The sequence below is a fragment of the Pseudovibrio exalbescens genome, assembly GCF_028737195.1.
Classification (GTDB): domain Bacteria; phylum Pseudomonadota; class Alphaproteobacteria; order Rhizobiales; family Stappiaceae; genus Pseudovibrio; species Pseudovibrio zosterae.
The window spans coordinates 655827-681498 of the sequence record NZ_JAQZAJ010000002.1 but is presented as its reverse complement, the minus strand read 5'-3'; the positions used below and the strand labels follow the sequence as shown (position 1 = coordinate 681498).

Genomic DNA, 25672 nt, shown 5'->3' with positions numbered 1-25672 from the left:
ACTGAGATCAGCCGACTGACCATTCGCCAACCCGATGATTGGCACCTGCATTTGCGCGATGGCAGCATGCTGAGATCTGTCCTCCCGAGCACCAGTGAAACTTTCGCCCGCGCCATCGTGATGCCAAATCTGGTGCCGCCCGTGGTGACAGCCAAGGATGCCGCCGCCTACAAGGGCCGCATTCTTGCGGCCATTCCAGAAGAGCATGGGTTCACGCCGCTGATGACCCTCTATCTGACTGAGGATACGGACGCAGACGATCTGGCGCACGCCTACACGTCTGGCCTCGTCACAGCGGTCAAGCTCTACCCGGCCGGTGCAACAACAAATTCCAACAGCGGCGTTCGCAACATCGAGAACGTCATCCCGGTGCTGGAGCGCATGGCCGAGATCGGCATGCCGCTTTTGGTCCACGGCGAGGTCACCACCCATGAGGTCGACATTTTTGACCGCGAGGCGGTGTTCATAGACACGATTCTTGATCCACTGCGCCGTCGCATCCCCTCTCTTCGTGTTGTGATGGAGCACATCACCACCAAACAAGGTGTCGACTATGCCAAATCAGGCGATGACAATCTGGCCGCCACGATCACGACCCATCACCTGATCCTGAACCGCAACCACCTTTTGGTCGGAGGCATCAGGCCCGACTATTACTGTCTTCCGATCGTGAAGAGTGAAGATCATCGTTTAGCCCTTCGTGAAGCGGCCACGTCCGGCACCCCCAAGTTCTTTCTGGGCACGGACAGCGCCCCCCACACGGAAGCCAATAAAATCTGTGCATGTGGCTGTGCGGGCATTTTTACGGCTATCAATACGATGAGTTGTCTGGCACATGTGTTCGCAGAAGAAGGTGCGCTCGACAAGCTTGAAGCGTTTACCTCCTTGAACGGACCGGCCTTCTATGGCATGGCTCCGAACGAAAACACAATTGACCTGGTCAAGAGCGATGATCCTATCAAGTTTCCGCGGCAAATCTGGAGTGAGGACGGCCCGGTAACCGTTTTTGATCCCGGGTTTGAACTTTTCTGGAAAGTCGAAAAATAAAGATAGGCACTCTGGCCAGAACTGCTGACTAGAGGGAGCCTCATGTTTTCCAATTCATTCCCAGAACCAGAGTTGATGGCGGAAATCACAGCGAACATGCTGCTGGAGATCAAAGCCGTTCATTTTCGCCCTGAGGAGCCTTACACCTTCACCTCTGGTCTGGCGAGCCCGGTTTACATCGACTGCCGCAAGCTGATCTCATATCCGCGCATCCGCAACACCCTGATGGATTTCGCAACTGCGACCATCCTGCGAAACGTCGGCTTTGAGCAGTTTGACGCTGTCGCAGGCGGCGAAACCGCTGGCATTCCGTTCGCTGCGTGGATTGCGGACAAGATGAACGCGCCAATGCAGTACGTTCGCAAGAAGCCAAAAGGGTTTGGCCGCGACGCGCAAATCGAGGGCCACGTTGAAGAAGGTAGCCGCATTCTACTGGTGGAAGACCTGACAACAGACGGCGGCTCCAAAATCAAGTTCTGCGAAGCCCTGCGTCGTGCCGGTGCCGAAGTGAGCGACACTCTGGTGGTGTTCTACTACGACATTTTTCCAGAAACCAAGGTGAAGCTGGCCGATCATGGCCTCAATCTGCATTACCTATGCACTTGGTGGGATGTGCTGCGCGTGTGCCAGAAAAACGGCTATTTCGACCCGCAGACCCTGAAGGAAGTGGAAAGCTTCCTGAACAATCCGCTCGAGTGGTCTGGCAACCACGGCGGCGTTACAGAAATTTCCATCTGAGTTCGGTTTGGAGAGAAACTTTTCAATGCGCGGGCACTGTCCCGCGCATTGGTGTTTTTGCCTCCCTTAACGGGGCATGGGGATAATGAGCAGGGATTCCATGAGGCTTTTCTGAAGGGCACCGATCTGTAGGCTGCTGATGCAGTTGGAGGGTCGCGTCTATGCTTGGAGTTCTGCGTCTAACTTTTTTATGTCTTCTTGTGAGTGCCAGCATGGCCTTTGCAACGGGACTAAAGCCACCAAGTGCACTTGAGCAACCCAGCGGCGCTCCTCTGCCCAGCCTCACCGGCTTTTGGACAGCAGTTAAACTTGAAGCACTTTATTGGCACCGAGATCAGACCAACGAAGAAACCGCCCATTTCTCTCTGGAGATTGAAGAACAAAACGGCGCTCTGCTGGAAGGCATGGTGCATTGGGACAACGACGCGACCAAGGGCCCGGGGCATGACGGGTCCAGCGAGACACGCAAGGCGCGTCAACCGTTCATAGGCGTGCTCGGTTACGATGGGCGCAGTTTGACCTTGGTACAACACCCAGACAGCGGACGGCTGGAAGGTCGTTTCCTAAATGCCGATAGTCTTGAGCTCGTCTATTCAGAGGCTGGGCGCCATGCCGTTGTGGCCCGCTATCTTCTTGTGCGACAGGCAAGCCTCAAAGGCCAGTGAACCACCGGATCATCATTGAGTTTGCGATGTCGATGAAAAAGCCGCAGGTCAGTGGCACGATCAGAAATGCCTTGTGGGACGCGCCATACCGCTGAGCAACCGAGGTCATGTTCAGGACCGCGGTTGCCGTCGAGCCCAAAGCGATGCCGCCAAACCCTGCGGAAATCACTGCTGCGTCATAGTCTCGCCCCATCGCCCAGAACACCACGTAGAGCGCGAAAACGACCGCAAAGAGGATTTGCAAGGTCATCACAAAGGCGACGTAGTTGATTGAGGACCAAAGACTGATCAAGTCCATGCTCATCAGGGTGATGCTCAGAAAAATGCCAAGGCACATATCAGAGACCAGTGCGATGCCTTTGTTGCGGCCATCCCGATCGAACTTAGGGGCAAACAGCATGCCGATGTTGTTCATCAAGATGCCAGCGACAAGCACGGGCACAAACATGGGCATGGTTACGCCCACCTCTTCCAGAAAGAGATGCATGAAGTAGCCAATAACCACGGCGACATTGATGAGAAAGATACCAGCCAGCACATCGTAGTAGCTAAGCGTCGTCTGGTTGATCTCTCCCTGAAGCTCCCCCACTTCCAGATCCGCATCCGCTGAGCCGGAAAGATTGTGTTTATGGATCAAGCGCTGCGCGATCGGACCGCCAATGACACAAGCCCCAATAATGCCAACCGTATTGCAGGCCACACCAATGGCTTCTGCATTGGTAATGCCCAGCCTTTCCGAAAAGATCGGGGCCCATGCCACTGTTGTACCAACGCCACCCACCAAAGACATGGAGCCTGAGGCAACGCCCAGCAGCGGATCGTAGCCATAAAGCGTCGCTGCGGCCATGCCGATCACATTTTGCGCGGCAAGAAAAACCGAAGAAACGGCTATCAATATGAGAAGCGGTAGTCCGCCCTGGACCAAGTCCTTGATGTTGGCCCTCAGACCAATGGCTGCGAAAAAGAGGATCAGCAGGAAGTCACGCGGCTCACTGGCGAAAGTGACGGCGAAGTCAGCAAAAGCAGCGGCAATCGCGAGCACAACGGCGCACAACAGTCCTCCCACAAGTGGATCAGGGATGGTAAAGCGCCGCAGCAATGCGAACCTGTCGGTCGCGTACTTCCCTACAAACAGAACGAGAATGGCAAAAGTGACAGTCAAAAACCCATCAAAATGCATGGGTATAGCTCCCTCAAGTGTTGTTCTGTTGTCGTGTATGGGTCGCAGTTCAGAGTTGGGTGCTGATTGTGCCCGATCGGTGTGCGAAGCGTTGGTTCCTTAAAATCCAGCTAGCCCTACCAAATATGACGCTGCGTAACAAGGCATACCATGGCTTAGGATTTACGCTGGCCAGCCACGGCAACCCGGGCCCTTGTCAGGCAGCATTTGCATTCATCATAGCCATCGCCTATAGCCGGACCACTGACCACTCAAAGAACGCTGCCCCCATCGGAGCAGAGGCAAAGGACCCCATGAGCGATATCGAGAACGATGCTCTTGCAGAAGCCTATAATCGGGCATTGGAACTGGAAAAGGCTGGCAAGCTTGATGAAGCGGCAGCGGCGTACGCCGAAGTCCTTCGCCTTGATCCCGCTGATCATGGGGGCGCAGCGGTTCGTCTTGCAAGCATGGGACGCGGTAGCACCCCGCCCAAAGCTCCAGATGCCTATGTAAGCACTCTGTTTGATCAACATGCAGAAGTGTTCGACAGCGTTTTGGTCGATCAGCTCGGCTACTCGGTTCCCCTGCAGGTTCGAGACCGCCTCGACAAGATCGCACCGGGCCCATACCAGCGCATGCTGGATCTGGGCTGCGGCACCGGCCTTACAGCCGAAGCTGTTGAGGACATTACCGAGGATCGCACGGGTGTAGATATCTCCGAAGGCATGATTGAAATTGCCGATGAAAAAGAAGTCTATGACGCGCTCTATGTCTCCGAACTCGTTGCCTTTCTTCAGGGCATTGAAGCCCCGCAGTGGCACCTGGTTGTCGCAACAGACGTTTTGCCCTACATGGGCGCGCTGGAAGAGTTCTTTGCGGGCGTGAGCGAACATTGTGCAGCACAGGGTATGTTCGCATTCTCAAGTGAAACCTTGCCCGATGAGATGTTTGAGGGTGCGGACTACAAGGTTGGCGGCTTCCAGCGTTTTGCTCATGCAGAAACCTATGTGCGCAAACTCTTGGATCAAAATGGATTCGAGACGCTTGAGAGCAACCCGATTATCGTGCGCTATGAGCAAGGGCAGCCGGTTCCGGGACATCTCTACATGGCGAAGAAACGCGGATAACCTTTAAAATTTAAAATAAATGGCGTGGCTGGTCGGATCACCTGTTTTTAACCATGGCGCTGCATGGTATAGCAGCCTGTAATTGCTGAACGATAGCACTTGCTTGATTGTTTTGGGCCAAAACGGGGATTTTAATGGCCACGCCCGAGTATACTTTAAAGCTAAACGGTAAACTTCATAGTGCCCGTGACGGCCAAACCATCCTTGAAGCCGCTCAAGAGGCGGATGTCGCGCTTCCACATGACTGCGACGATGGCATTTGCGAGGCCTGCCGCGTCAAGCTGATGAGTGGCAGCATCGATGATGCAGGAACTCTGCAAAAACATAGTGTTCTGGCATGCAAGGCGAAGATAACCGGTGACTGCGAAGTGGCATGGGATGGCCTTGCCGAGCCCGTTGAATGGCGTGGTCGCGTGTGCCATTTCCAACCTCTGGCCAACGATCTCGTGGAGCTGGATGTGCGATTTCAAGGCTCCCCAGCCTGGATGACCGGCCAGTATTTTCGTGCTCAATGGAAGTCAGGGCTAGAGGTACAGTTTTTCCCCTGTTTCTCGCTGGATCGACCCCCAGAGTTTAATACGATCACCTTTCATCTATGGCCTGAAACGCTGTTCGACGGCCTGCACCGCCCGCGCAACCCGCTCAAAGACGGAAAAGCCATAAAGCTTTTTGGCCCATTCGGCACTTCGTTCCTTCGCTTTGAAGATGAGCGGCTCATTTTGATCGCAGACGCACAAGGTTTCACGCCAATCTGGTCGATCGCCATGGCAGCTTGCCGTGGGCAACCCTTGCGCCCAAAGGTGATGCTCGTTGAACGAAGCCTTGCTTCACGAAACGAACTTCAACCCGCTTTCTCATTGCTCAACGAACGCGGAGTCCGCATTGAGGTGTTTGATGCATCCGCTTCTGATCTCACTGCGCATTTGCAGCAAATGCTGCCTGATTTGACGGAGTATGATGTCCTTCATGCCGCCGGCACCCATCCAGTCTTGAAGGCAACGAAAGCGCTGGCAAACGGCGTCCGTGCGACGCTGCACCCAATACCATTGCTAGACCCGGTACCGTGTACCTGATTGAGAAAATATGCTTTTCTGCACTTGTGCACGCAAACCGCATATGTAACCAGCGCACACGAACCTAGTATTTTCCATAAAAACAATTATAGATGCGCAGACAAGCGCCCTGCAACCGCTGCACTGCAAATATTAATATTTGCAAAAATCACACCTCATCCAAGAAATATTCCAGAACACAAATACCTTCAAATAGAATTGTTCTTTCGTATAGATCCATAAGTCCAATTGCGAACAGTTTTTCTTAATCGATAATTTCGACCCTACGTCACCTGTCGTAGCGTTCGCAATTTACCCCTGCGTTCGCCTCGACGTCGATTGGAGGAACTCGGCAGCCGTGACGTGTCGACAATAGGCATAACCAGCCTTCCTGGGAGGACTTCATGAGCGGATTTCGCGGGACCATCAGCCGCCGCAACCTACTTAAAACGACCGCAGCAAGCGGTATCGTGCTCGCCACCCCAACTATTTTTACCAGTAAAGCTTGGTCACAGGGCGCGTTCCTGAATGACCCGGCCAAGTCTGGTAAACTGATATTGGGTTTCAATGTGCCACAAACCGGACCTTATGCAGATGAGGGCGCGGATGAGCTGCGTGCCTACCGACTGGCCGTTGAACACCTGAACGGTGAAGGTGACGGCGGCATGCTCGGCACCTTTAGTTCCAAGGCACTGCAGGGCACCGGTATTCTTGGCAACAAGGTGGGATACGTTACCGGGGACACACAGACCAAGTCGGATGCTGCACGCGCCTCCGCCAAATCCATGATTGAGAAAGACGGTGCGATCATGATCACCGGCGGTTCTTCGTCTGGTGTGGCCGTGGCGGTTCAAGCGCTGTGTCAGGAAGCAGGCGTGATCTTCATGGCAGGCCTTACCCACTCAAACGATACGACGGGTAAAGACAGGCGTGCCAACGGGTTCCGTCACTTCTTCAACAGCTACATGTCTGGTGCGGCGCTCGCGCCGGTGCTCAACAACGCCTATGGCTCCGACCGTAAGGCTTATCACCTGACAGCGGACTACAACTGGGGCTACACGACTGAAGAAGCAATTACTTCAGCGACCGAAGCCATGGGTTGGGAAACGGTAGAGACCGTAAAAACGCCTCTCGCTGCTACCGACTTCTCCGCTTACATCACACCGGTTCTGCAGTCAGACGCTGACGTGTTGGTTCTGAACCACTACGGCGGTAACATGGTGAACTCACTCACCAACGCCGTGCAGTTTGGCCTGCGTGACCGTGTAGTCAACGGCAAGAACTTCGAGATCATCGTACCCCTGTACTCTCGACTGATGGCAAAGGGCGCGGGTGCCAACGTTAAGGGCATCTTCGGCTCGACCAACTGGCACTGGTCCCTGGAGGACGAAGGCTCGAAGGCATTCGTAAAGTCCTTCGGCACGAAGTACGGCTTCCCGCCTAGCCAGGCTGCTCATACCTGCTACGTCCAGACCTTGCTTTACGCAGATGCTGTGGAGCGCGCTGGCAGCTTTAACCCATGTGCCGTTGTTGAAGCTCTTGAAGACTTCGAGTTTGACGGTTTGGGCAATGGCAAGACGCTCTACCGGGGCGCTGACCACCAGTGCTTCAAGGATGTGCTGGTTGTGCGCGGTAAGGAGAACCCAAGCTCTGAGTTCGACCTTCTGGAGATCGTCGAAGTTACCCCAGTCGATCAGGTGACATACGACCCAGATCACCCGCAGTTCGCTGGTGGCGCTCTGGGGACATGTAACCCGGGTGCATAAGACCTGAAACTTGCGAGAGCAGATCCGGCTCTTCTGAAATGCCAATTGGCAGCAAGAAGAGCCGGGCCATTCAGTCGTCCCTTTGAGTGAGGGACGAAATCCAATCACGACGAATGGTCGGACACATGGACGCGATATTCCTGCAAATTCTGAATGGTCTCGACAAAGGGTCGGCATACGCGCTCATCGCGCTTGGCTTGACGCTCATTTTCGGGACACTGGGCGTGGTGAACTTTGCTCACGGTGCTCTGTTTATGCTTGGGGCGTTTTGTGCTGTAACGTTGAACGGCATCCTATCCCTCTCCTTCACCACTATTGACGACAGCCGAACGGACTTCCTCGGCAACCCTCTGCGCGTCGAAACACCCTATGTGGAGTCCTGGTTCGGCCCAGAGATCGGCGCGGCAATCATTCAATGGTCCGTTCCGCTTTCCATATTGTTCGCCATCCCGGTGATGGTGCTTGTGGGCCTGATCATGGAACGCGGGCTCATAAAACACTTTTACAGACGCCCACATGCCGACCAGATTCTGGTGACATTCGGTCTGGCGATCGTCCTTCAGGAAATCATCAAGTATTTCTTTGGCGCGAACCCGATCCCAACGCCCGCGCCGCCATCGTTTGCGGGCAGTTTTGACTTCGGGGTCTGGCTGGGCTTCTCTCCGGGCAGCATCATTTATCCCTACTGGCGTATGGTCTATTTCGCGTTTGCCATTGGGATTATCGGCGCCGTGTTTGCCTTCCTCAGATACACGACATTCGGCATGGTGGTGCGCGCCGGAATGGCCGACCGCGAAACTGTCGGCTTTCTGGGCATCAACATCGACCGCCGCTTCACCATCATGTTTGCGATCGCCGCGGTTGTCGCGGGCCTCGCTGGTGTGATGTATGCGCCAATCAATTCCCCCAATTACCACATGGGCATGGACTTTCTGGTTCTGAGTTTTGTCGTTGTTGTGGTTGGCGGAATGGGCTCGCTTGCCGGCGCGGTTTTGGCAGGCTTCCTGCTTGGCATCCTAGAGAGCTTTGCCTCTATGGCCCAAGTGGTGGCGCTGTTCCCCGGGATCAATCAGATCGTGATTTATCTGGTAGCCATCATTGTGCTGTTGACCCGGCCTCGTGGCCTGATGGGTCGCAAGGGTGTGATGGAGGATTAAGCTCATGCTTGGACTGAACAAGAAAGACACCACACTCTTGATTATCGTCGTTATCATGACGATGTTTGCCCCCTTCATTCTGAACCCATTTCCTGAAACCTCGCAGCTGGCCCAATTCAACGCCGGTTATCCGGACTTGATGCAGCGCTTTGTGATCTTCGGGATCTTCGCCATCGGCTTCAACATCCTGTTCGGCCTGACCGGCTACCTTTCATTTGGCCATGCTGCATTTCTTGGTGTGGGCTCATATGCAGGCGTATGGATGATGAAGCTCCTCACCATGAATGTGATCCCTGCGATCCTCATGTCGATGATTGTGGCAGGTCTGTTTTCAATACTGGTGGGTTACATCTCGTTGCGCCGATCCGGGATCTACTTCTCAATCCTGACACTGGCCTTCGCCCAGATGTCGTTCAGCCTTGCCTATTCCGTGCTAACACCAATCACAAATGGGGAGACCGGGCTCCAACTCGCATTGGATGACCCGCGTATTCTCGGTGTTTCACAGGTAGCTGGCTCCATTCCGCCCGCAAGTCTGTTTGGGCTTGCCATGCGCGACAGCTACGAAATGACACTCGGCGGATGGGCCTTTACGTTCAACGTGGGCTACTATCTTTGCGCGGTCGTAATGATCGTGGCCTTCTACATAGCGATCCGCATCTTTCGGTCCCCCTTCGGACTGATGCTCAAGGCGGTCAAGTCCAACCAACAGCGTTTGAACTACACCGGCGTGAACTCCAAGCCCTACACCTTCGCGGCCTTCGTGATTTCCGGCATGTACGCCGGCCTGGCCGGGGGGCTGATGGTCGCCATGGACCCTCTCGCCGGTGCAGAACGCATGCAATGGACGGCAAGTGGTGAAGTGGTCTTGATGACCATTCTTGGTGGGGCTGGGACACTCTTCGGGCCGGTCCTGGGTGCAGGTTTCATCAAGTACTTCGAGAACATCTTCTCGAAGATCAATGACACCATCTTGCATCAATGGTTCGCGGCACTGCCGGATGGCATCGAGGATACACTGGTCTTCCTCATCCACCCGTTCATCGGCAAAGGCTGGCACCTTACGCTCGGCATCGTGTTCATGCTGGTTGTCATCTTCCTGCCAGGCGGAATCATGGAAGGCATTCGCCGCATCGTTGACTTGTTCAAACGGCGCTCGCCCAAAGACGAAGTGTCCGGTGGCGCGGTCCCAAGCGCAAAAGCTGCAGAATAGGAGAGCCCCATGGAAATTTTAAAAGTTGAAGGGGTGAACAAGAGCTTCGGCGGCCTTAAAGCCCTTAATGAGGTGAACCTGTCTGTCGAGCAAGGCAATGTTCATGCGATTATCGGCCCAAATGGGGCTGGTAAATCAACTCTGCTGAACTGCTTCGTGGGAAGGCTGACACCTGACACAGGCACCGTGACCTTCATGGGCAAGAACCTGATCGGGATCAAGCCGCACGAAATCAATCAGGCTGGGGTTTCGCGCGTGTTTCAAACTCCGGAGATCTTCGGCGACCTTTCCATTCTGGACAACGTGGTCATTCCGGCCTTGGCTTCGAGCGATGGCTCTTTCACCTTCAATGCTTGGCGTGGTGTTCGCAAACGCGCCGAAATTCAGGAGAAGGCAGAGAGCATTCTGGAGGACATTGGGCTGGCCGAAAAGAAAGACGTTCTGGCTGCCTCTTTGTCACGGGGCGACAAGCGGCGACTGGAACTCGCCATGTGTCTGGTGCAAGACCCGAAACTGGTGTTGTTGGATGAGCCGACCGCAGGCATGTCCCGCGCTGACACCAACAACACCATTGATCTGTTGAAGCGCATTGGTGAGCGCGGCATCACCAAGATCGTCATCGAACACGATATGCATGTGGTGTTCTCGCTTGCGAATAAGGTGAGCGTGCTTGCTCAGGGCACCGTCATTGTCGAAGGCAAGCCGGAGGACATCAAAGGTGACCCACGGGTGCAGGAAGCCTATCTTGGAGGGGCGCACATATGACCTTGTTTGAAGACCAATTCGAGGGTCGCAAGGCCCCAGCCGTTGCACCCTCGAAAGCTCATGGCGGCGCGCATGCCTATTTCTCCGCCTGGAACCTTCATGCCTATTATGGCGAAAGCTATATTGTGCAGGGTGTAACCTTCGAGGTGCGTGAGGGCGAGATTCTCGCACTCTTGGGCCGCAACGGCGCAGGCAAGACATCCACCTTACGCGCTATTGCGCGCGCAGGCGATCCGCAGCTGCGCCGCGGGGAAATCTGGCTTGATCACCAAGCGGTTCATGAGATGGAAAGCTATCAGGCCGCACGCAGCGGTATCCAACTCGTTCCGGAAGATCGGCGCATCATTCAGGGTCTGACTGTCGAGGAGAACCTGCAGCTTTCCCAAATCGCCGAGCCTCGTGGTTGGTCGCTTGATCGCATTTACGATCATTTCCCGCGCCTTGCTGAGCGGGCCAAGCAAGATGCGGTAACCATGTCCGGCGGCGAGCAGCAAATGCTGGCGGTTGCCCGCGCGCTGGCTCGCGATGTTAAACTCTTGCTGTTGGATGAGCCTTATGAAGGTTTGGCTCCTGTGATCGTTCAGGAAATCGAACGTATCCTTGTGAACGTGAAGGAGCTTGGCATCACCACCATTATCGTGGAGCAGAATGCAGTAGCAGCTTTGCACCTTGCAGACCGTGCGGTCATTCTGGACATGGGTGAAGTTGTGTTCGACGGCACAGCACAGGAAGTGCTCGACAATGAAGAGCTCCGTCACACCTATCTAGCGATCTAGTCGAACCTGAACGTCAAAAGTCTGAAGCGCCCGGCCCTCGTCGTGATCGGGCGTCTCAGCTCTGGCTCAGAAACTCGCTGAAAGTCATCATGGGGCGAGCCAAGGGGATGCGTCCTGAGATGCGGGCACGCCAGTAGTCCAGATAGAGCGGCGAGAAGTCATACCTTTGGGACAAGATACGCCGCTTTTCTTCAGCAAGAAATGTGGGTTTGAGCTGGCGCCAGTCCTCCACGATTACGACAGGCAACCGTTTAAACATTGGCTTCAAGGGCGAAGCCGGTATGATCGGCACAGAGCCAAGCAGCAATGCCTCCCATGTGCGATGACAATCCATCCCCTCTCCAAAAGGGCTGATGGTAAAGAAGAAGTCTGCATTTTTGAGCCAGCTCTTCTTACGAGGCACGCGGTGGTGCTCCAGATAGATCGCAGAGCAGTCCAGAAGTTGCAGCACCTCGGCTCGGTCGCCATTTCCCAACGAATGATGCCAATTACAGTAGCCGAATGGCTTCTTTTCTTCCAAAGCGGCCGCCCCATTTCGAATATCCTTAAGGGACTGCTCTTGATCCAACGGCGCCTCGAAGCCGCCCCACGGGTGCTTCGCTTTGGCTGCCACCGTGTGATAGTCCATCCCGATCGGAAGGTGGTTGATCTTGGGATGGGAGAAGGCAAGGTTTTGTGCGAACCAGCGTGTCAGGTAAGGATTGTCCAGCAAGGCGCGCAGGGTATCGCGCCCGAGCCCCTCAAGAGAGACTGACAGATCGCTGTCGCCTGACACCAATGCAAAAGGCATGGAGATTTTGGGCAGCATGGTTGCCGCGAACACCGGCAGAGCGTCTGTACACACATAGATGGTGTCGCCGGGCTCTAGCGCCCGTATCAAATCCAAATCAAGCGACGTCGAAGACGACCGCACTTCTCGGTTTCGCACCGCGCAGCTCTTCAACAGACCGCGGCTCGAGACAAACTCGCAAAAGGGCTCCGCCTTGCGGCCCGGCGCAAATCTGTAAGAGGTATGTCGAAGCGCGTTTAACATGGGATCGAGTGTAATCTTGGCCTACTCTCCTGTCGTGCACTGGAAAATTGCCCTGAAATTGGTGCGGCTTGACTGCCATAAAAAGGCCCGGAGCAGTTTCCTGCGCCGGGCCCGTTTTAACTGCTGCTGGAGATCTTTCCTAGCTCTTCTCGTGTGGGTTCTCACCCATCGCAGCCAAGCCCATTTCTGGGGTCCAGCCGGCCTTCTCACGCATCCATTGGAACACGGTGTAAAGGGTTGGAATGAGGAAGATACCCACGGTGAACGAGGTCACCATCCCCGCCAAAACCGGAATACCCACAGCCACCATGGCACCTGCACCCGGACCAGAGGTCAGAGCCAGAGGCACGAGGCCTGCAGAAAACGCCAGCGAGGTCATCATTACCGGACGGAAACGCAGTCGAGCACCTTCCACCGCAGACTCGTAGATCGACATGCCATGAATACGTTTCTCCAGTGAGAACTCGTTCATGAGAATGGCGTTCTTACCCGCAAGCGCGATCAGGATCACCAAACCAATCTGAGCATACATGTCGAAGCTCAGGTTGAAGATCCAGAGGCTGGCAAGTGCGCCCACAATCGCCGGTGCCACAGACAAGAGAACCGGAATTGGCGTGTTCCAACTTTCATAAAGCGCCACCAGGAACAGGTAGGCAAACAGGAACGCAAGACCAAGCACCAAGCCGGTTTGGCCTGCAGCCTGCTTCTGCTCCAGAGCAATACCCGTCCATTCATAGGCAAAGCCGTCGGGAAGCGTGTCAGCTGAGACCTCTTCCATCGCGGCCATGGACTCACCCAGACCAAAGCCCGGTGAGGCATTGCCGTTGTAGCTGATCGCCCGATAGTTGTTGTAACGAGTGATAGACTTCGGACCGCGTGTCAGCTCCGTGTTGACCACCGCAGAAAGCTCAACCATCTCGCCTGTATTGGAGCGAACGTTGACCTTGCGAATATCGTCAATCTCGTTGCGGGCATCGGTCTCAGCCTGCAGACGAACAGACCACGTACGGCCGTAGAGGTTGAAGTCGTTCACATAGTAGCCACCAAGTGTGGCCTGCAACGCGCCATAAACGTTGGCGATGTTGAGGCCGAGCACCATGGCGCGGTCACGATCCAAGACCACCCGCACCTGCGGCGTTTCCGCGTCGAACGTTGTGAAGAAGCCCGTTATGGCCGGATGCTGGTTGGCAGCGACCTGCAACGAACGACCCACCGCGGCCATGTCCGCAGGGTCCTGACCTTCCAATGCTTCAAGCACATACTCGAAACCGCCCACGGAACCCAGACCGTCAATCGCCGGAGGGTTCACCGGGAAGAACGTTGCTTCTGGGATGCCAAGTAGTGCCGGGTACATTCGGTTTACAAAGGCGAAAGACGTCAGATCGGCACTCGGGCGATCGGCATAATCCTTCAGCTTCACGAAGATCACACCGGCGTTCGGGCTCGTGCCACCGCCGCCCAGGAAGTCAAAGCCTGAGACGAGAGTGGTCGCGAACACTGCTGGGTCCTGCTGGATGATATCATCCGCCTGTTTCATGGCCGCTTCAGTACGGTTCAACGACGCACCCGGAGGCAGGTTGACCAGAACAAGCGCGTAGCCCTTATCTTCGGCGGGCACGAAACCATCTGGTGTGTTGCTCACGATGAAATAACCCAGCCCCGCAAAGATCGCGACCGCTGGCAACGAAGCCACAGACAGGTGCACCATGCGGCGGATGAGATTTGCGTAGCCCTCCCCCATGCGGTCGATGAAGCCCGTGATTTTTGCCATGACACCAGTCAGCTCACCTGGGCGCATCATGATTGCGCAAAGGGCGGGAGACAGCGTCAACGCATTGATCGCAGACAACACCATGGCCGCGGAGATGGACACCGCAAACTCTCGGAACAGCACACCTGACGATCCGGGCAAGAAGGCCACCGGTACGAACACAGACAGCAACACGAAGGTGATTGCCAGCACCGGGCCCGCAATCTCACTCACCGCTTTGGACGTGGCTTGCGCCGGTGTCAGATGCGGATCCTCGTGCATCACGCGTTCCACATTCTCCACCACGATGATCGCGTCATCGACCACGATACCGATGGCAAGCACCATGGCCAGAAGGGAAATCGTGTTGGCCGAGAACCCGAGGATGTAGGCAACCGCAATTGCACCAATGATGGACACCGGCACTGCGATCAACGGAATAAGGGTTGCTCGGAAACGGCCAAGGAAGATGAACACCACAACAGTCACCAGCACAAAAGCTTCGATGAGGGTGTGAATCACCTTGGAGATCATCTCGTTCACGAATAGGGACGTATCGAAAACGGATAGATAGGTGAGGTCTTCAGGAAAACGTTCTGCCAAGACTTCGAGGCGTTGGTTCACCAGCTCGGACACCGCCACCGCGTTTGCACCGGGCGTCAGGTAAACACCAAGCATGGTGGACTGGCGCTGCTGGAATTCCACGTTCCAGTCATATGAGGCAGAGCTCAACTCAACGCGCGCTACATCAGACAGGCGCACGAGCGAACCATCCTGATTGGCGCGCAGTACAATCGCACCGAACTCTTCTGGAGTCTCCAGACGCCCTTTTGCGGTAACGGTCAACTGAAGTTGCTGATCTGTAGAAACAGGCGCAGCCCCCACGCGGCCAACTGCCGCCTGCTTGTTCTGAGAGCGAATGGCACCGATGACATCATCAGTCGTCAGGTTCAAGGCACGCAGTTTGTCCGGGTCGACCCAGATGCGCATGGAGTAATCCAGAGCGCCCAGAGCCTGCGCATCACCCACACCAGGAAGACGTTTCAACTCGTCCAGAATATTGATGGTGACATAGTTCGAAATGAACAGACCATCATGGGTGCCGTTTGGCGAGTAGAACGTATAGGCTTGCAGCATGTCACCGGCTTTTTTCTGCACGGTAACACCTTGGTCCCGAACTTCCTGAGGAAGCTTGGACTCAATGGCACTCACACGGTTCTGCACGTTTACCGCGGCAATGTCCGGGTCAGTTGTCAGGTCAAAGTAGACCGTCAGGCTGTAGGTGCCATCACTTGAAGAGTTGGACTTCATGTAGCGCATGCCGTCCACGCCGTTCACCGAGCTTTCGATGGGCTGGCCTACACTCTGCTCCACCGTCAAGGCATCTGCCCCGATGTATGTAGCGTTCACCTGTACGGTCGGCGGGGCAATGGTTGGATATTGAGAAACCGGAATAGCATTCATCGAGATGATACCGACCACCACAATGAGGATCGATATCACAAACGCCAGTCGAGGCCGGCGAATAAAGACGTCATAAATCATTAGGACTGACCCGCCAGACGAGCGTCAACAACCTGACCAGGACGCACCTTCTGAATACCAGAGGTGATGACCTGATCGCCTTCTTCCAAACCACTTCTTACAATCACCAAACCGCTTACCTGCTCGCCGATTGTGATGCGCTTCTGCTCAACCTCACCCTTGTCGTTGACGACCAGAACAAATGAACCTTCCTGATCCAACAGCATGGCCGCCTGAGAAATAACCAGCTGAGGCTCTGCATCTTTAGGCGATGCCACGACGTCCACTAGCTGCCGGTCAAACAGCATCCGGTCCGGGTTTGGGAACTGCGCACGGGCGGTCACAGTGTCTGTACCCGGGTTCGCGGTTGCTTCCAGAAACTCCAGTCGGCCTTCGTGTTCGTAGAACTCACCGTCACTCAAGCGGATGCGCAGAACCAGATTCTCGGTGCTCTCGTAGTTGTTCCGTTGCGAACGGATGATCAAATCTTGCGGCACAGGGAAAGTGACACGGATAGGGTCCATGCTGGTAACGGTTGCCAGCGTACCGCTCGCTGCGGTGACGTAGGCCCCTTCTTTAAAGGTTGCCGACCCGATGATGCCATCTGTAGGCGCTAGAATCTCTGTGTAGCTCAGATCCAACTTGGCAAGTTCCAGATCTGCTTCACGCAAGGAGCGCGCAGCTTCAGCCTCTTTCAGATTGGCGCGGGCAACATCCAGCTCGGAGACTGCAACGGTATCGCGGTCCACCAAGCGCTGCTTCCGATCGAAGTCCAGCTTTGCCAGATCAACTTGTGCCTGCGCGCTTTCCAGATTGGCCTGCGCCTGTTCTACCGCAAACTGATAAGGGTCCTGACGGATAACAAAGAGCACGTCGCCTTTTTTGACTGACTGCCCCTCTTTAAATTTCAGTGGTTCCAGGAAACCGCCTACACGCGCGATAAGATCCACGCGGCTGATCGCTTCTGTGCGCCCGGCAAAAATACGTTCCTCCTCCACAACCTGAGTCGTTACTGGCTCAACAACGACAGCCGGTTTGGGAGCTTCGCCTTGCTGAGCGGCGACGGGTGAGGACATAACGCCGAGGCCAATCACGGTGGCAAATGCCAGTGAAACCAAGTTCTGTCTAATGGAAAATTTTGGAGAGACTTGTTTAAGCTCTGTAGTTTTCATAGTGGCACTCGCACTTATGGTCGACGCTGAACTGTGAGCCAACAATTGGCTTTGAAGTGAATGTTTGTCAGTAAAAACAGCTGCCTGAGGAGATGGCTGCACAAAACAGCCAGCCTTATGGTTGGATCGAAGGTCTAAGGCGACGTACTACATCAACAAGAACAGCTGCCGCGTGACGAACATCACATGAGCAGTTGTCTTGTACACTATTCCTCAAAGATCGATCGATAAACCCCTTAGACGGTGTAAATATACCTAAGTACAACAACGAAAAACCTAGTAGCATTTCAGTTCGTTTACAGCTGTAACTGGTGCATTCATCGTTTGGATGACATTATGACAGCAATTATGGCGTGTGAAGCAAAAAATGAGGCTTTCGAGTGAACCGAGAACGCAACGGCACAGCAGAAGAGAAAAAGGAAAGCTCACTTGCAACGCTGCGCGCCCGATTGAGGACACTGTATTACGGAAGTGAATCCTATTCCCATTACTGGCGGATTGCTCTCATAATATTTGATGTAATCACAATCGGATACTTCATGTTCGCCGCCACAATCGGCGTTGAAATGCAGAACCATACGCTGGACTACGCTATCGGCATCGTGCTGCTGACCGACTATCTAGTCAGGCTGTTTATCGCCATGCGACCATGGCGGGAGGCCAGCAGCATTACATCGATCACAGACGTGATTGTCATTTTTTCCCTTTTTGCCTCGGCATTCATCGATAACCTCGGCTTCCTCAGAGTCATGCGCATGCTGCGATTGCTGCGCTCCTATCATGTACTGCGGGAACTGCGTGATGCTTCGAAATGGTTCAGACGCAACGAGGAGATCATCCATTCCGGGATCAATCTGATTGTGTTCGTGTTCGTGGTATCCGCAGTTGTTTATGTACTCGAAGGACACCTGAACCCGTCCATAAACAATTTCATGGATGCCCTGTACTTCACCGTTACCACACTTACGACCACAGGCTTTGGCGACATAACCATGTCAGATACCATGGGCAGGTTCCTGACGATCCTGATCATGATCTTCGGAGTGGCCCTGTTCCTGCGGTTGGTGCAGACGATTTTTCGCCCCGCGAAGGTAAAGTTCACATGCACCACGTGCGGCCTGAGCCGCCATGACCCGGACGCGGTCCACTGCAAGCACTGCGGCACCACACTGAACATCCCAACCGAGGGAACTTGGTATTAGTCATTTGAAAACGTTAGGTCAGGTATAAAGGGAAGCTGCTCCAGCGCCAGTTGGTCCCCAAGAATGCCGATTGGTCTAAAAATTTCATCCGCTAAGAAGATGAGCTGGAGCAGCACCCTATCTCGCACCTCCCGAAATTGTGATCAGAAGCGATCACATCCGCCGCGGATTTTTTGTAGCGTTGCCGCGGTGAGTGTTCTGGAGATCTTCATGCGTGTAGCCCGATTGCTGCTTGGTTTATCCGCCCTTGGACTTGTCGTGGCAAGCCCCGGCAATTTGAGGGGCGCATATGCCTCCTCAACGGAAGCTTGCGGTCAGAGTGCTCCTTGCACCGTTCCTTCCGGCGCGTATTGGTTCAAGTTACCCCAACTCTCCCCTGGTGAAGAGCCGAAGGGTACTTTGTTCTATCTTCACGGCTGGAAAGGCAAGGCTTCCAAGGCCATTGAAAACCCCGGCCTTGTTGCCATGGCAGACACGCATGGTCTCGCGCTTGTTGTTCCCCAAGGCCTTGGGGAGACTTGGTCCTACCCCAGTTCTCCTTCTCAACACCGAGACGAGTTCCAGTTCTTTGATGAGGTCCTCAGTGACTTGAAAAAAAGGCCAGAACTCAATCTTGAACGCACCTTGGTTACAGGCTTTTCCATGGGAGGCTCCATGGTCTGGTATCTGGCATGCTACCGGGGCGAGGCGTTTGATGGCTTTGCGCCTATTGCCGGGGCCTTCTGGGATCCCATGCCGCAAACCTGCCCTTCGGACCTGACGTTCCTGACCCATATCCACGGGACCAAAGACAGGACAGTGCCATTGGAAGGGCGAAGGATTGGCGGCAAGTGGCATCAATCCGATGTGTTCAAGAGCCTTGATCTATGGAAGGCCCGAGCGCAGTTGCCAAAATCTCCCATGAACGAACAGCAGGACGGGCGCTTGACCTGCAACGATTGGCAACAGCACGAGGCCTATTTGGAGCTCTGCCTTCATGACGGTGGCCACACCTTCCGCGCGGAGTGGGTGGAGCGCGCCTGGCAAAAACTTGCAGTTGCCAATGGTTGGTAGCCCCTTCCGCTCTCCTTCACTTCAGCTAGTATGTTCACCTAGAGGCTGCGCAAGACGCGCCGCCCCCTGCCAAAGACGGAACCGATCGCGTTGACTGCCACCACTGACACTCCTCAGGGCAAAGGCCCTCTTAACGGATTGATTGTTCTCGATCTCTCGCGCATCCTTGCTGGCCCAACTTGCACGCAAATACTGGGCGATCTTGGCGCAACCATTATCAAAATCGAGCGTGTTGACCGGGGAGATGACACCCGCGGCTGGGGACCTCCTTTTCTGAAGGACAAGGAGGGAAAAGAGACCCGCGAGAGCGCCTACTACTTGTCCGCCAACCGGAACAAGCATTCGGTTGCCATAGACCTTTCGCAGCCGGCAGGGGCCGCGCTTATCAAACGGCTTGCGGAAAAAGCAGATGTCCTGATTGAGAACTTCAAGGTTGGTGATCTTGACCGCAAAGGTCTTGGCTATGAAGAGCTCAGCGCCCTGAACCCCCGCCTGATCTACTGCTCCATTACCGGCTTCGGACAAACCGGTCCATATGCCCAGCGTGCAGGCTATGATTTCATTGTGCAAGGGATGGGTGGCATCATGTCTCTCACCGGTGAAACAGCTGAAAATGGCGGCATTCCAACAAAGGTTGGCGTTGGCGTGTCTGATGTCATTTGCGGCATGTACGCGGCAAATGCCATCTTGGCAGCCACCGTGGAGCGCACCAGTTCCGGCAAGGGGCAGTACATCGACATTTCGCTTCTGGACGCGCAAGTGGCTTGGCTGATCAATCAAGGCGTTGCGTATCTTGTCTCAGGTGAAGTGCCGGGCCGCCTTGGCAATGCACACCCAACCATCGTACCCTACGAGACGTTTCCGGCTTCCGATGGCCAGTTCATTCTGGCCGTGGGCAATGATGCGCAGTTTCAGCGCTTTTGTAAGGTGGCAAACGCGCCGGAATTGGCTGAGGATCCGCGCTTTGTCACAAACGCGGACAGAGTGCGTAATCGCAAAGAGCTGATCCCTCTTATTCGGCAGCAGACTGTATTCAAAAGCTGCGAAGACTGGATTACGGAGCTAGAGGCCGTCGGCGTTCCGTGTGGGCCTGTTAATGACCTCAAGCAGGTTTTCGACAATCCGCAGGTCCAACACCGCGAGATGAAAGTCACGCTGGAACACCCCACCTCCAACACCGGCACTGTGGATCTTATCGGCAGCCCAATGAAGCTGAGCCGCACTCCCGTGACCTACCGCCAGGCACCACCGATGCTTGGCGCGCATACCGGAGAAATCCTTGCCGGTTTCCTTGATCTGGACGACGACACAATCAGCAAGCTTGCAGAAGACAACATTATAGACTTGGGGGCATCCACCTGATGCGGGGCGCAGAAGTTATCGCACACAAACTGGCAGCAGCAGGCTGCAAATTCGCCTTCGGCATTCCGGGGGGCGAGGTTCTCGCCCTTATGGACGGCCTCGACAAGGCTGGCATTCAGTTCGCGCTCGTCAAGCATGAAAATGCGGGCGGCTTCATGGCAGAAGGCGCATGGCACGCCCTTGCAAACCAAGGGCACGACGCCCCGGTTGTTCTGCTCGCAACACTTGGTCCCGGCGTCGCCAACGCGGTGAACACCGTGGCCAATGCGTTTCAGGATCGCGTGCCCTTGGTGTTCCTGACTGGCCGAGTTGATGGCGCGGAGGCAGAAACCTACACCCATCAGGTGTTTGATCATCAAGCGATGCTGCGCCCCATCGTGAAAGCCAGCTTCCGCGCCGAACCCGGCGCGTTGAATGCCATGATGGACAAGGCCCTTGCCGTTGCCATGTCAGGCCAGCCCGGCCCGGTCCATATTGACGTCCCAATTTCTGTTGCCGAGAAAGAACAGGACGAAAGGCTGGAGCCAACCCGCATCCCGCTTCCAGCACCCAGTATTCCAACCCCTGCCGCCCTCGCAGAAGTGGCAGAAATCATCGCAAACGCCAGACAACCAGTTGCCATCGCTGGCGTAGATGCGGTGAACGCACACGCCGCGCCAGAAATCCAGGCTCTTTGCGCTAAGCTCCAGGTCCCGCTGATCACTTCATACAAGGGCAAGGGCTTGATTGATGAGGCCAGTGAAAACTCATGGGGCGGGGCAGGCCTATCCCCAAAAGCTGATGAGGTGTTATTGCCTGCACTGAAGGCCGCTGATGTGGTCCTTCTGCTTGGCTATGACCCCATTGAAATGCGGGTGAACTGGCGAATGCCATGGAATGACGCCGCTCACTGCATCGACATCTCGCCGGTCCTGCGCGATCACGCAATGCATCGGATCACTCACAGCTTGGTTGGTGACGTAAAGGCGACAATCGCGGCGCTGACGGATGTGTTGGAGCCGCAGCGCAAATGGTCTTCAGAAGCGCTTTTGACCGCCAAGGCAAAGCTCTCAACTCTGTTTGCCGCGGAAGCTGAAGGTTGGGGGCCGGCCTCAGTGTTTCATGGTCTTCGAAAAGCGCTACCTGCTTCTACCGTTGCCACTGCAGACAGTGGGGCCCACCGCATTTTGGTCAGCCAGATCTGGGAAAGCCCGTTGCCGCGGCGCATGCTTCAAAGCTCAGCGCTGTGCACGATGGCTTGCGCCCTTCCCCTTGGGGCGGGCTACAAGTTCGCCTCCCCAACGACACCCGTGGTCGTCTTTGTTGGTGACGCTGGGCTGGAAATGGGCCTTGGCGAACTCTCAACCTTGCGTGATCAAAAGATACCCGTGATCATCTGCGTTCTGGTCGACCGCAGCCTTGCTCTCATCGAGCTGAAACAACGCAACACACAGCGCCCAAACCTTGGCGTAGACTTTGAAGAGACCGATTTTCCAGCAATTGCCAAAGCCTATGGTGGTCATGGCGTTTGGGTGGAAGACACCCAAAGTCTGGAGCGTGAGGCAAAAGCGGCTCTCGACCGCGACACCTTCACGATCCTTGCTTGCCGGATTGATCGCCGGGCTTACGATGGCAAGATCTGATCTATAAATTACCCGTTGCACGATCCGCGATGCGCTGGAAAATGGCGTCGAGTTCCTCGGCAAGGCCGATCAGCGCATCGCCACCGTCGTCAAAGTACGGTTCAAACACAAAGCTTGGCGTCTTCCATGAGAGCGTCGCGGTCTTGTCTGTGTTTTCGGTCACATAAAACCGGATGGGCGCTTCGATGCCCGCCGGAATGGAGGCCTCCAGCATCCGCCGTGCAAAGTCATTTCGATAAACGCCAATGACCGTATTGCCCGGGATTGTGATGCCTTGGCTCTTTGCGCCTACTGTTGCGCTCGCCTGAGTGACCAACCCCATTTCTTCCTTTTTGACCGCCGCACGCAGTGCGGCTACCAGATCCGGATAGCTCTTCTCAGTCCCGATGACACGCCAGCCTTCCGGCGCCTCAAAGCCCTCTGAGGCATGAGCTACAAAAGCGCTCAGCATCAGTGCGAGCCCAAACGAAATCAGTCTTTTCATGAACATCAACTTCCTCCCTGTCGGAATCTCATCGCAAGTAACTCAACAATCGACTTCGGCTGACCACCCACGCACCAGAGAATGCGAAGACAAGCCATAGCCAACCATGAATAGAGCCGCTGGTCACTCCACCCAAAAACGCACCAATATTGCACCCGAAAGCCAGTCTGGCCCCGTAGCCAAGCAGAAGGCCGCCAATGATGGCCGAAGTGACTTCTTTGGCACTCAGCCGATAAACAGGTGCAAAAAGACCAGCAAGCCCCGAGGCAACAAGTGCCCCGAGCATGATGCTGAAGTTCATCACCGACGTAGTGTCCTGAAAGATCGAACTGTTTACCGCGCCCATTTGGTGCTGCCAATAACTCCAGGTATCAATTGGAACACCTAGGGCATAAAACAGCTTCGCGCCCCACAGCGCAAAGCCGGAGGTCACACCCCACGGCCTTCCCACTATGATGAAGGTCGCAATACACACGAACGCCAGCATTCCTGCGCCAAACGACTTGGACCAAGGCCCGCGCAGCAGCGACAAGTCTCGCGGATCGTCCTCAAGGAAACCATGGTGCCTGCGTTCTCGCAGCACGGAGACCAAGGTGAGCGCCGCAAGAAGGAGAGTGGTCAGAATGAGCGCCCAGGCTGCCCCAAGCACTTCTACCAGTGAAATTGCAGGGAGCGCGGGCAGATCGCTCCACGCGGGCAAGTGAGCGGTAGCGAGAACAGAGCCCACGATGAAGAACGTGAGAGTGATGATCATACGCGTGGATCCGCCCCCAACCGTAAACAACGTGCCAGAAGCGCACCCGCCCGCGATCTGCATGCCAACCCCGAACATGAAAGCGCCAAAGGCAGCTGCAACGCCGAACGGAAACACAAATCCTGACGTGCCCAGACCAATGTAGTTGCCATATTCAAGCAACGGGTAGCTCACAACACAGACAGAAAACAGGAGCAAGAACTGCGCCCTCAGACCAGCCCCGCGCCGCTCTTCAATGGCGCGCCGCCAGGCCCCGGTAAAACCAAAACTGGCATGGTAGAGGGACACGCCTGCGATGCCGCCAATAAGTGTCACCCAGAACAGTCGGGAGCCGCCATGCATAGCAGAAGCGAGGCCGACAAGAAGTATTCCGATGAGGCCCGCCCCAACAACAGCCCACTGGGCCTGAGGTTTCTTTTGGGAAGACTTTCCCGTTTGCGCAAGTGCCATTCAGCTTTCCGCTGCTTTATATTTCTTGAAAGCAGTTCAGCACAGTAAAAGCTTCAGTAACAGGCCAAATGAATTCTTGGTCAAAAAAGTGATCACGCCAAGTGGCAGCTTGACAAAAAGGGCACCTTGATGCGCGGGTTCACAAACAACTTTTCACTAGCAATATCAGCAATTTGCTCCAGAAGTCACCGTTCTTGTACAGGAGATTTCAGAGTTGTCAGGAACCTTGAATTAGGCTCAGATAAAACACGAAACCAACAACAATTTGTGTTTTGCTTGTCATAGGCGGTTCCGAGAAAGTTATCCTCGTACGTAATCCGTAGTCGCAGGCGTGCCCGGTTTTTGCAGGAACTGGGATGGCTGCTGCTACCCCTTTTCCTGTTTGATTGAGGGCACTCATGCGCATGACAGATCAATTCGGTTACGATGTGACCCTCTCTAATGCTGCCGCACTGGAACCGTGGAACAAGACCATTATCGCCTTCTTGGCTCACGGGGCCCATACGCCGGTTCATCTGACAGCAACCTTGAACGCCGCGCCGGATTTCGCAATGGCGCAGGCTTCCCGCGGGTTGTTCAACTTGCTTCTGGGGCGCAAGGAACTTGTATCAGTTGCACAGGACGCCCTGAGCATCGCTGAGAAAAGCAGCCTTGAAACCCCCGTCACCGCACGCGAGGCGGCCTACATCAAGGGCTTGCGGCTGTGGTGTGAGGGATGGCCCAGCCGCGCGGCTGATTTAATGGATGCCGCCTTGAAAGAGTGGCCGGAGGATGCGTTACTCCTGAAGCTGGTTCATGCCCTTCGCTTCGTGCTTGGACAGGGCGTGGAAATGCGACGGTCCATAGAGGCCGTTTTTGATGCTTACAGTGAACAGCATGTGGCCCTTGGTTACATCAAGGGGTGCTATGCTTTTTCACTTGAGGAAACCGGCGACTACAAGCTGGCGGAAACACATGGCAGGCAGGCTGTGGAGCTACGTCCTGATGATGCGTGGGGCCTTCATGCAGTCGCCCACGTCTACGATATGTGCGGTGAAAGCGATACGGGCATTCGCTGGCTCGACACCCAGCCCCAAAGCTGGTCTCACTGCAACAACTTTGGCTTTCATGTCTGGTGGCATCTGGCATTGATGCATCTGGACAAAGGCAATGTTGACCGGGTTCTTGAACTTTACGACGACAAGATCCGCAAGGAACGCTCAGATGATTACCGCGATATCTCCAATGCAGCCTCAATGCTGATGCGCCTTGAGCTTGAGGGGATAAATGTGGGTGGCCGCTGGGAGGAGCTTGCCAACCTTTCGAGTAATCGTATAGACGACGGCTGCAACGTCTTTGCAGACCTTCATTACATGATGTCCCTTTTGCAGGGGAACCGTTGGCGTGAAGCTGAAAGCATGGTCGCCCGCATGCGTGAAACCGCATCTGCACTTTCCGGAGACATCTCACTGATCACCAACAACAGCGGCGTCGCTGCTGCCGAAGGCCTTTCTGAATTCAGAAAAGGCAACTACTTCTCTGCCTTGAAGCATCTGCAACAGGCGCGACCAAACCTCAACGAGATCGGTGGCAGCCATGCTCAGCGGGATGTATTCGAGCGGCTTACAATTGAAGCAGCGCTGCGTGCCGGGATGCCTGAGGACGCCCAGCGCATGATAACGGAACGAACCACCTTACGCAGCGCACCTGATGCCTTTGCAAAGGTCCGTGCACAACAGGTGGAAAAGATGACAGCCGCTGCGACTGTCATGCAGAACGAGGCATTACGTGCAAACCTCGGTTAACCTCGGGTTTATTT

21 protein-coding genes are annotated in these 25672 nt (G+C 55.1%); 15 read left to right on the top strand and 6 right to left on the bottom strand.

Annotation, left to right across the window (positions count from 1 at the left end; translation table 11 throughout):
- Nucleotides 1-6 precede the first annotated feature (6 nt).
- The 3 genes from pyrC (at nt 7) to PUV47_RS08340 (ending at nt 2450) form a co-directional block, all read left to right on the top strand.
- Entirely contained in the window at nt 7-1047 is a 1041-nt protein-coding gene (gene pyrC, locus PUV47_RS08350; protein WP_274218306.1) for a dihydroorotase, read from the top strand.
- A 42-nt stretch (nt 1048-1089) separates the two neighbouring features.
- Nucleotides 1090-1785, top strand: a complete 696-nt coding sequence (locus PUV47_RS08345; RefSeq protein WP_274218061.1) for an orotate phosphoribosyltransferase — start codon at nt 1090-1092, stop codon at nt 1783-1785.
- Between the two features lie 212 nt (nt 1786-1997).
- The gene (locus PUV47_RS08340; protein ID WP_274218060.1) at nt 1998-2450 is read left to right on the top strand and encodes a hypothetical protein; all 453 of its coding nucleotides are present in this window, start codon (nt 1998-2000) and stop codon (nt 2448-2450) included.
- Here PUV47_RS08340 and gltS read toward each other — a convergent pair.
- A complete protein-coding gene (gltS, locus tag PUV47_RS08335; protein ID WP_274218059.1) occupies nt 2437-3630 on the bottom strand; it encodes a sodium/glutamate symporter in 1194 nt (397 codons plus the stop codon). The two genes, PUV47_RS08340 and gltS, sit on opposite strands and share 14 nt — an antisense overlap.
- Before the next feature lie 293 nt (nt 3631-3923).
- Here gltS and PUV47_RS08330 point away from each other — a divergent pair, with 293 nt between their 5' ends.
- The 7 genes from PUV47_RS08330 (at nt 3924) to PUV47_RS08300 (ending at nt 11468) form a co-directional block, all read left to right on the top strand.
- Nucleotides 3924-4739 (top strand): methyltransferase, encoded by an 816-nt coding sequence (locus PUV47_RS08330; RefSeq protein ID WP_274218305.1) that lies wholly within the window; start codon nt 3924-3926, stop codon nt 4737-4739.
- Between the two features lie 134 nt (nt 4740-4873).
- Nucleotides 4874-5812: a 2Fe-2S iron-sulfur cluster-binding protein gene (locus PUV47_RS08325; protein WP_274218058.1), complete on the top strand. Its 939-nt coding sequence runs from the start codon at nt 4874-4876 to the stop codon at nt 5810-5812.
- 383 nt (nt 5813-6195) lie between these two features.
- Nucleotides 6196-7557, top strand: a complete 1362-nt coding sequence (locus PUV47_RS08320) for a substrate-binding protein (RefSeq protein WP_274218057.1) — start codon at nt 6196-6198, stop codon at nt 7555-7557.
- A gap of 125 nt (nt 7558-7682) precedes the next feature.
- Nucleotides 7683-8714: a branched-chain amino acid ABC transporter permease gene (locus PUV47_RS08315; RefSeq protein ID WP_274218056.1), complete on the top strand. Its 1032-nt coding sequence runs from the start codon at nt 7683-7685 to the stop codon at nt 8712-8714.
- Between the two features lie 4 nt (nt 8715-8718).
- Nucleotides 8719-9927: a branched-chain amino acid ABC transporter permease gene (locus PUV47_RS08310; protein ID WP_274218055.1), complete on the top strand. Its 1209-nt coding sequence runs from the start codon at nt 8719-8721 to the stop codon at nt 9925-9927.
- 9 nt (nt 9928-9936) lie between these two features.
- Nucleotides 9937-10692 carry an ABC transporter ATP-binding protein gene (locus tag PUV47_RS08305; RefSeq protein WP_274218054.1) on the top strand — a complete coding sequence of 252 codons (756 nt, stop codon included), beginning with the start codon at nt 9937-9939 and terminating at the stop codon, nt 10690-10692.
- The gene (locus PUV47_RS08300) at nt 10689-11468 is read left to right on the top strand and encodes an ABC transporter ATP-binding protein (protein ID WP_274218053.1); all 780 of its coding nucleotides are present in this window, start codon (nt 10689-10691) and stop codon (nt 11466-11468) included. Before PUV47_RS08305 ends, PUV47_RS08300 begins: the two co-directional genes overlap by 4 nt.
- Before the next feature lie 55 nt (nt 11469-11523).
- Here the strand turns inward: PUV47_RS08300 and PUV47_RS08295 are convergent, their stop codons facing one another.
- The 3 genes from PUV47_RS08295 to PUV47_RS08285 all read right to left on the bottom strand — a co-directional run bounded on the left by PUV47_RS08295 (nt 11524) and on the right by PUV47_RS08285 (nt 16947).
- Nucleotides 11524-12396, bottom strand: a complete 873-nt coding sequence (locus PUV47_RS08295) for a hypothetical protein (protein WP_274218052.1) — start codon at nt 12394-12396, stop codon at nt 11524-11526.
- 244 nt (nt 12397-12640) lie between these two features.
- The gene (locus PUV47_RS08290; protein WP_274218051.1) at nt 12641-15796 is read right to left on the bottom strand and encodes an efflux RND transporter permease subunit; all 3156 of its coding nucleotides are present in this window, start codon (nt 15794-15796) and stop codon (nt 12641-12643) included.
- Complete coding sequence (locus tag PUV47_RS08285) at nt 15796-16947, bottom strand: efflux RND transporter periplasmic adaptor subunit (protein WP_274218050.1); 1152 nt, start codon at nt 16945-16947, stop codon at nt 15796-15798. The genes PUV47_RS08290 and PUV47_RS08285 overlap by 1 nt, the downstream gene beginning before the upstream one ends.
- Before the next feature lie 380 nt (nt 16948-17327).
- On the opposite strand from PUV47_RS08285, the gene PUV47_RS08280 reads away from it, so the two are divergent.
- The 4 genes from PUV47_RS08280 (at nt 17328) to PUV47_RS08265 (ending at nt 22186) form a co-directional block, all read left to right on the top strand.
- Nucleotides 17328-18149: a potassium channel family protein gene (locus PUV47_RS08280; RefSeq protein WP_274218049.1), complete on the top strand. Its 822-nt coding sequence runs from the start codon at nt 17328-17330 to the stop codon at nt 18147-18149.
- A gap of 210 nt (nt 18150-18359) precedes the next feature.
- On the top strand, nt 18360-19202 hold the full coding sequence (locus tag PUV47_RS08275; RefSeq protein ID WP_274218048.1) for an alpha/beta hydrolase family esterase: 843 nt from the start codon (nt 18360-18362) through the stop codon (nt 19200-19202).
- A 90-nt stretch (nt 19203-19292) separates the two neighbouring features.
- Nucleotides 19293-20564 carry a CaiB/BaiF CoA transferase family protein gene (locus PUV47_RS08270; protein WP_274218047.1) on the top strand — a complete coding sequence of 424 codons (1272 nt, stop codon included), beginning with the start codon at nt 19293-19295 and terminating at the stop codon, nt 20562-20564.
- Nucleotides 20564-22186 (top strand): thiamine pyrophosphate-binding protein, encoded by a 1623-nt coding sequence (locus PUV47_RS08265; protein ID WP_274218046.1) that lies wholly within the window; start codon nt 20564-20566, stop codon nt 22184-22186. Before PUV47_RS08270 ends, PUV47_RS08265 begins: the two co-directional genes overlap by 1 nt.
- Nucleotide 22187: 1 nt before the next feature.
- Here PUV47_RS08265 and PUV47_RS08260 read toward each other — a convergent pair whose 3' ends face one another.
- A complete protein-coding gene (locus PUV47_RS08260; protein WP_274218045.1) occupies nt 22188-22676 on the bottom strand; it encodes a DUF302 domain-containing protein in 489 nt (162 codons plus the stop codon).
- Nucleotides 22677-22698: 22 nt separating this feature from the next.
- Nucleotides 22699-23874 (bottom strand): YeeE/YedE family protein, encoded by a 1176-nt coding sequence (locus PUV47_RS08255; RefSeq protein ID WP_274218044.1) that lies wholly within the window; start codon nt 23872-23874, stop codon nt 22699-22701.
- A gap of 398 nt (nt 23875-24272) precedes the next feature.
- Between PUV47_RS08255 and PUV47_RS08250 the strand changes: the two genes are divergently transcribed.
- Nucleotides 24273-25658, top strand: coding sequence for a tetratricopeptide repeat protein (locus tag PUV47_RS08250; RefSeq protein WP_274218043.1), 1386 nt, complete (start codon nt 24273-24275; stop codon nt 25656-25658).
- Nucleotides 25659-25672 lie beyond the last annotated feature (14 nt).

Coding starts and splice junctions, on each gene's coding strand:
- PUV47_RS08320 (WP_274218057.1), top strand. CDS start 6,196: ATGAGCGGATTTCGCGGGACCATCAGCCGCCGCAACCTACTTAAAACG.
- PUV47_RS08315 (WP_274218056.1), top strand. CDS start 7,683: ATGGACGCGATATTCCTGCAAATTCTGAATGGTCTCGACAAAGGGTCG.
- PUV47_RS08290 (WP_274218051.1), bottom strand. CDS start 15,796: ATGATTTATGACGTCTTTATTCGCCGGCCTCGACTGGCGTTTGTGATA.
- PUV47_RS08275 (WP_274218048.1), top strand. CDS start 18,360: ATGCGTGTAGCCCGATTGCTGCTTGGTTTATCCGCCCTTGGACTTGTC.
- PUV47_RS08285 (WP_274218050.1), bottom strand. CDS start 16,947: ATGAAAACTACAGAGCTTAAACAAGTCTCTCCAAAATTTTCCATTAGA.
- PUV47_RS08340 (WP_274218060.1), top strand. CDS start 1,998: ATGGCCTTTGCAACGGGACTAAAGCCACCAAGTGCACTTGAGCAACCC.
- PUV47_RS08310 (WP_274218055.1), top strand. CDS start 8,719: ATGCTTGGACTGAACAAGAAAGACACCACACTCTTGATTATCGTCGTT.
- PUV47_RS08330 (WP_274218305.1), top strand. CDS start 3,924: ATGAGCGATATCGAGAACGATGCTCTTGCAGAAGCCTATAATCGGGCA.
- PUV47_RS08300 (WP_274218053.1), top strand. CDS start 10,689: ATGACCTTGTTTGAAGACCAATTCGAGGGTCGCAAGGCCCCAGCCGTT.
- PUV47_RS08345 (WP_274218061.1), top strand. CDS start 1,090: ATGTTTTCCAATTCATTCCCAGAACCAGAGTTGATGGCGGAAATCACA.
- PUV47_RS08265 (WP_274218046.1), top strand. CDS start 20,564: ATGCGGGGCGCAGAAGTTATCGCACACAAACTGGCAGCAGCAGGCTGC.
- PUV47_RS08250 (WP_274218043.1), top strand. CDS start 24,273: ATGCGCATGACAGATCAATTCGGTTACGATGTGACCCTCTCTAATGCT.
- PUV47_RS08255 (WP_274218044.1), bottom strand. CDS start 23,874: ATGGCACTTGCGCAAACGGGAAAGTCTTCCCAAAAGAAACCTCAGGCC.
- PUV47_RS08260 (WP_274218045.1), bottom strand. CDS start 22,676: ATGTTCATGAAAAGACTGATTTCGTTTGGGCTCGCACTGATGCTGAGC.
- PUV47_RS08305 (WP_274218054.1), top strand. CDS start 9,937: ATGGAAATTTTAAAAGTTGAAGGGGTGAACAAGAGCTTCGGCGGCCTT.
- PUV47_RS08325 (WP_274218058.1), top strand. CDS start 4,874: ATGGCCACGCCCGAGTATACTTTAAAGCTAAACGGTAAACTTCATAGT.
- gltS (WP_274218059.1), bottom strand. CDS start 3,630: ATGCATTTTGATGGGTTTTTGACTGTCACTTTTGCCATTCTCGTTCTG.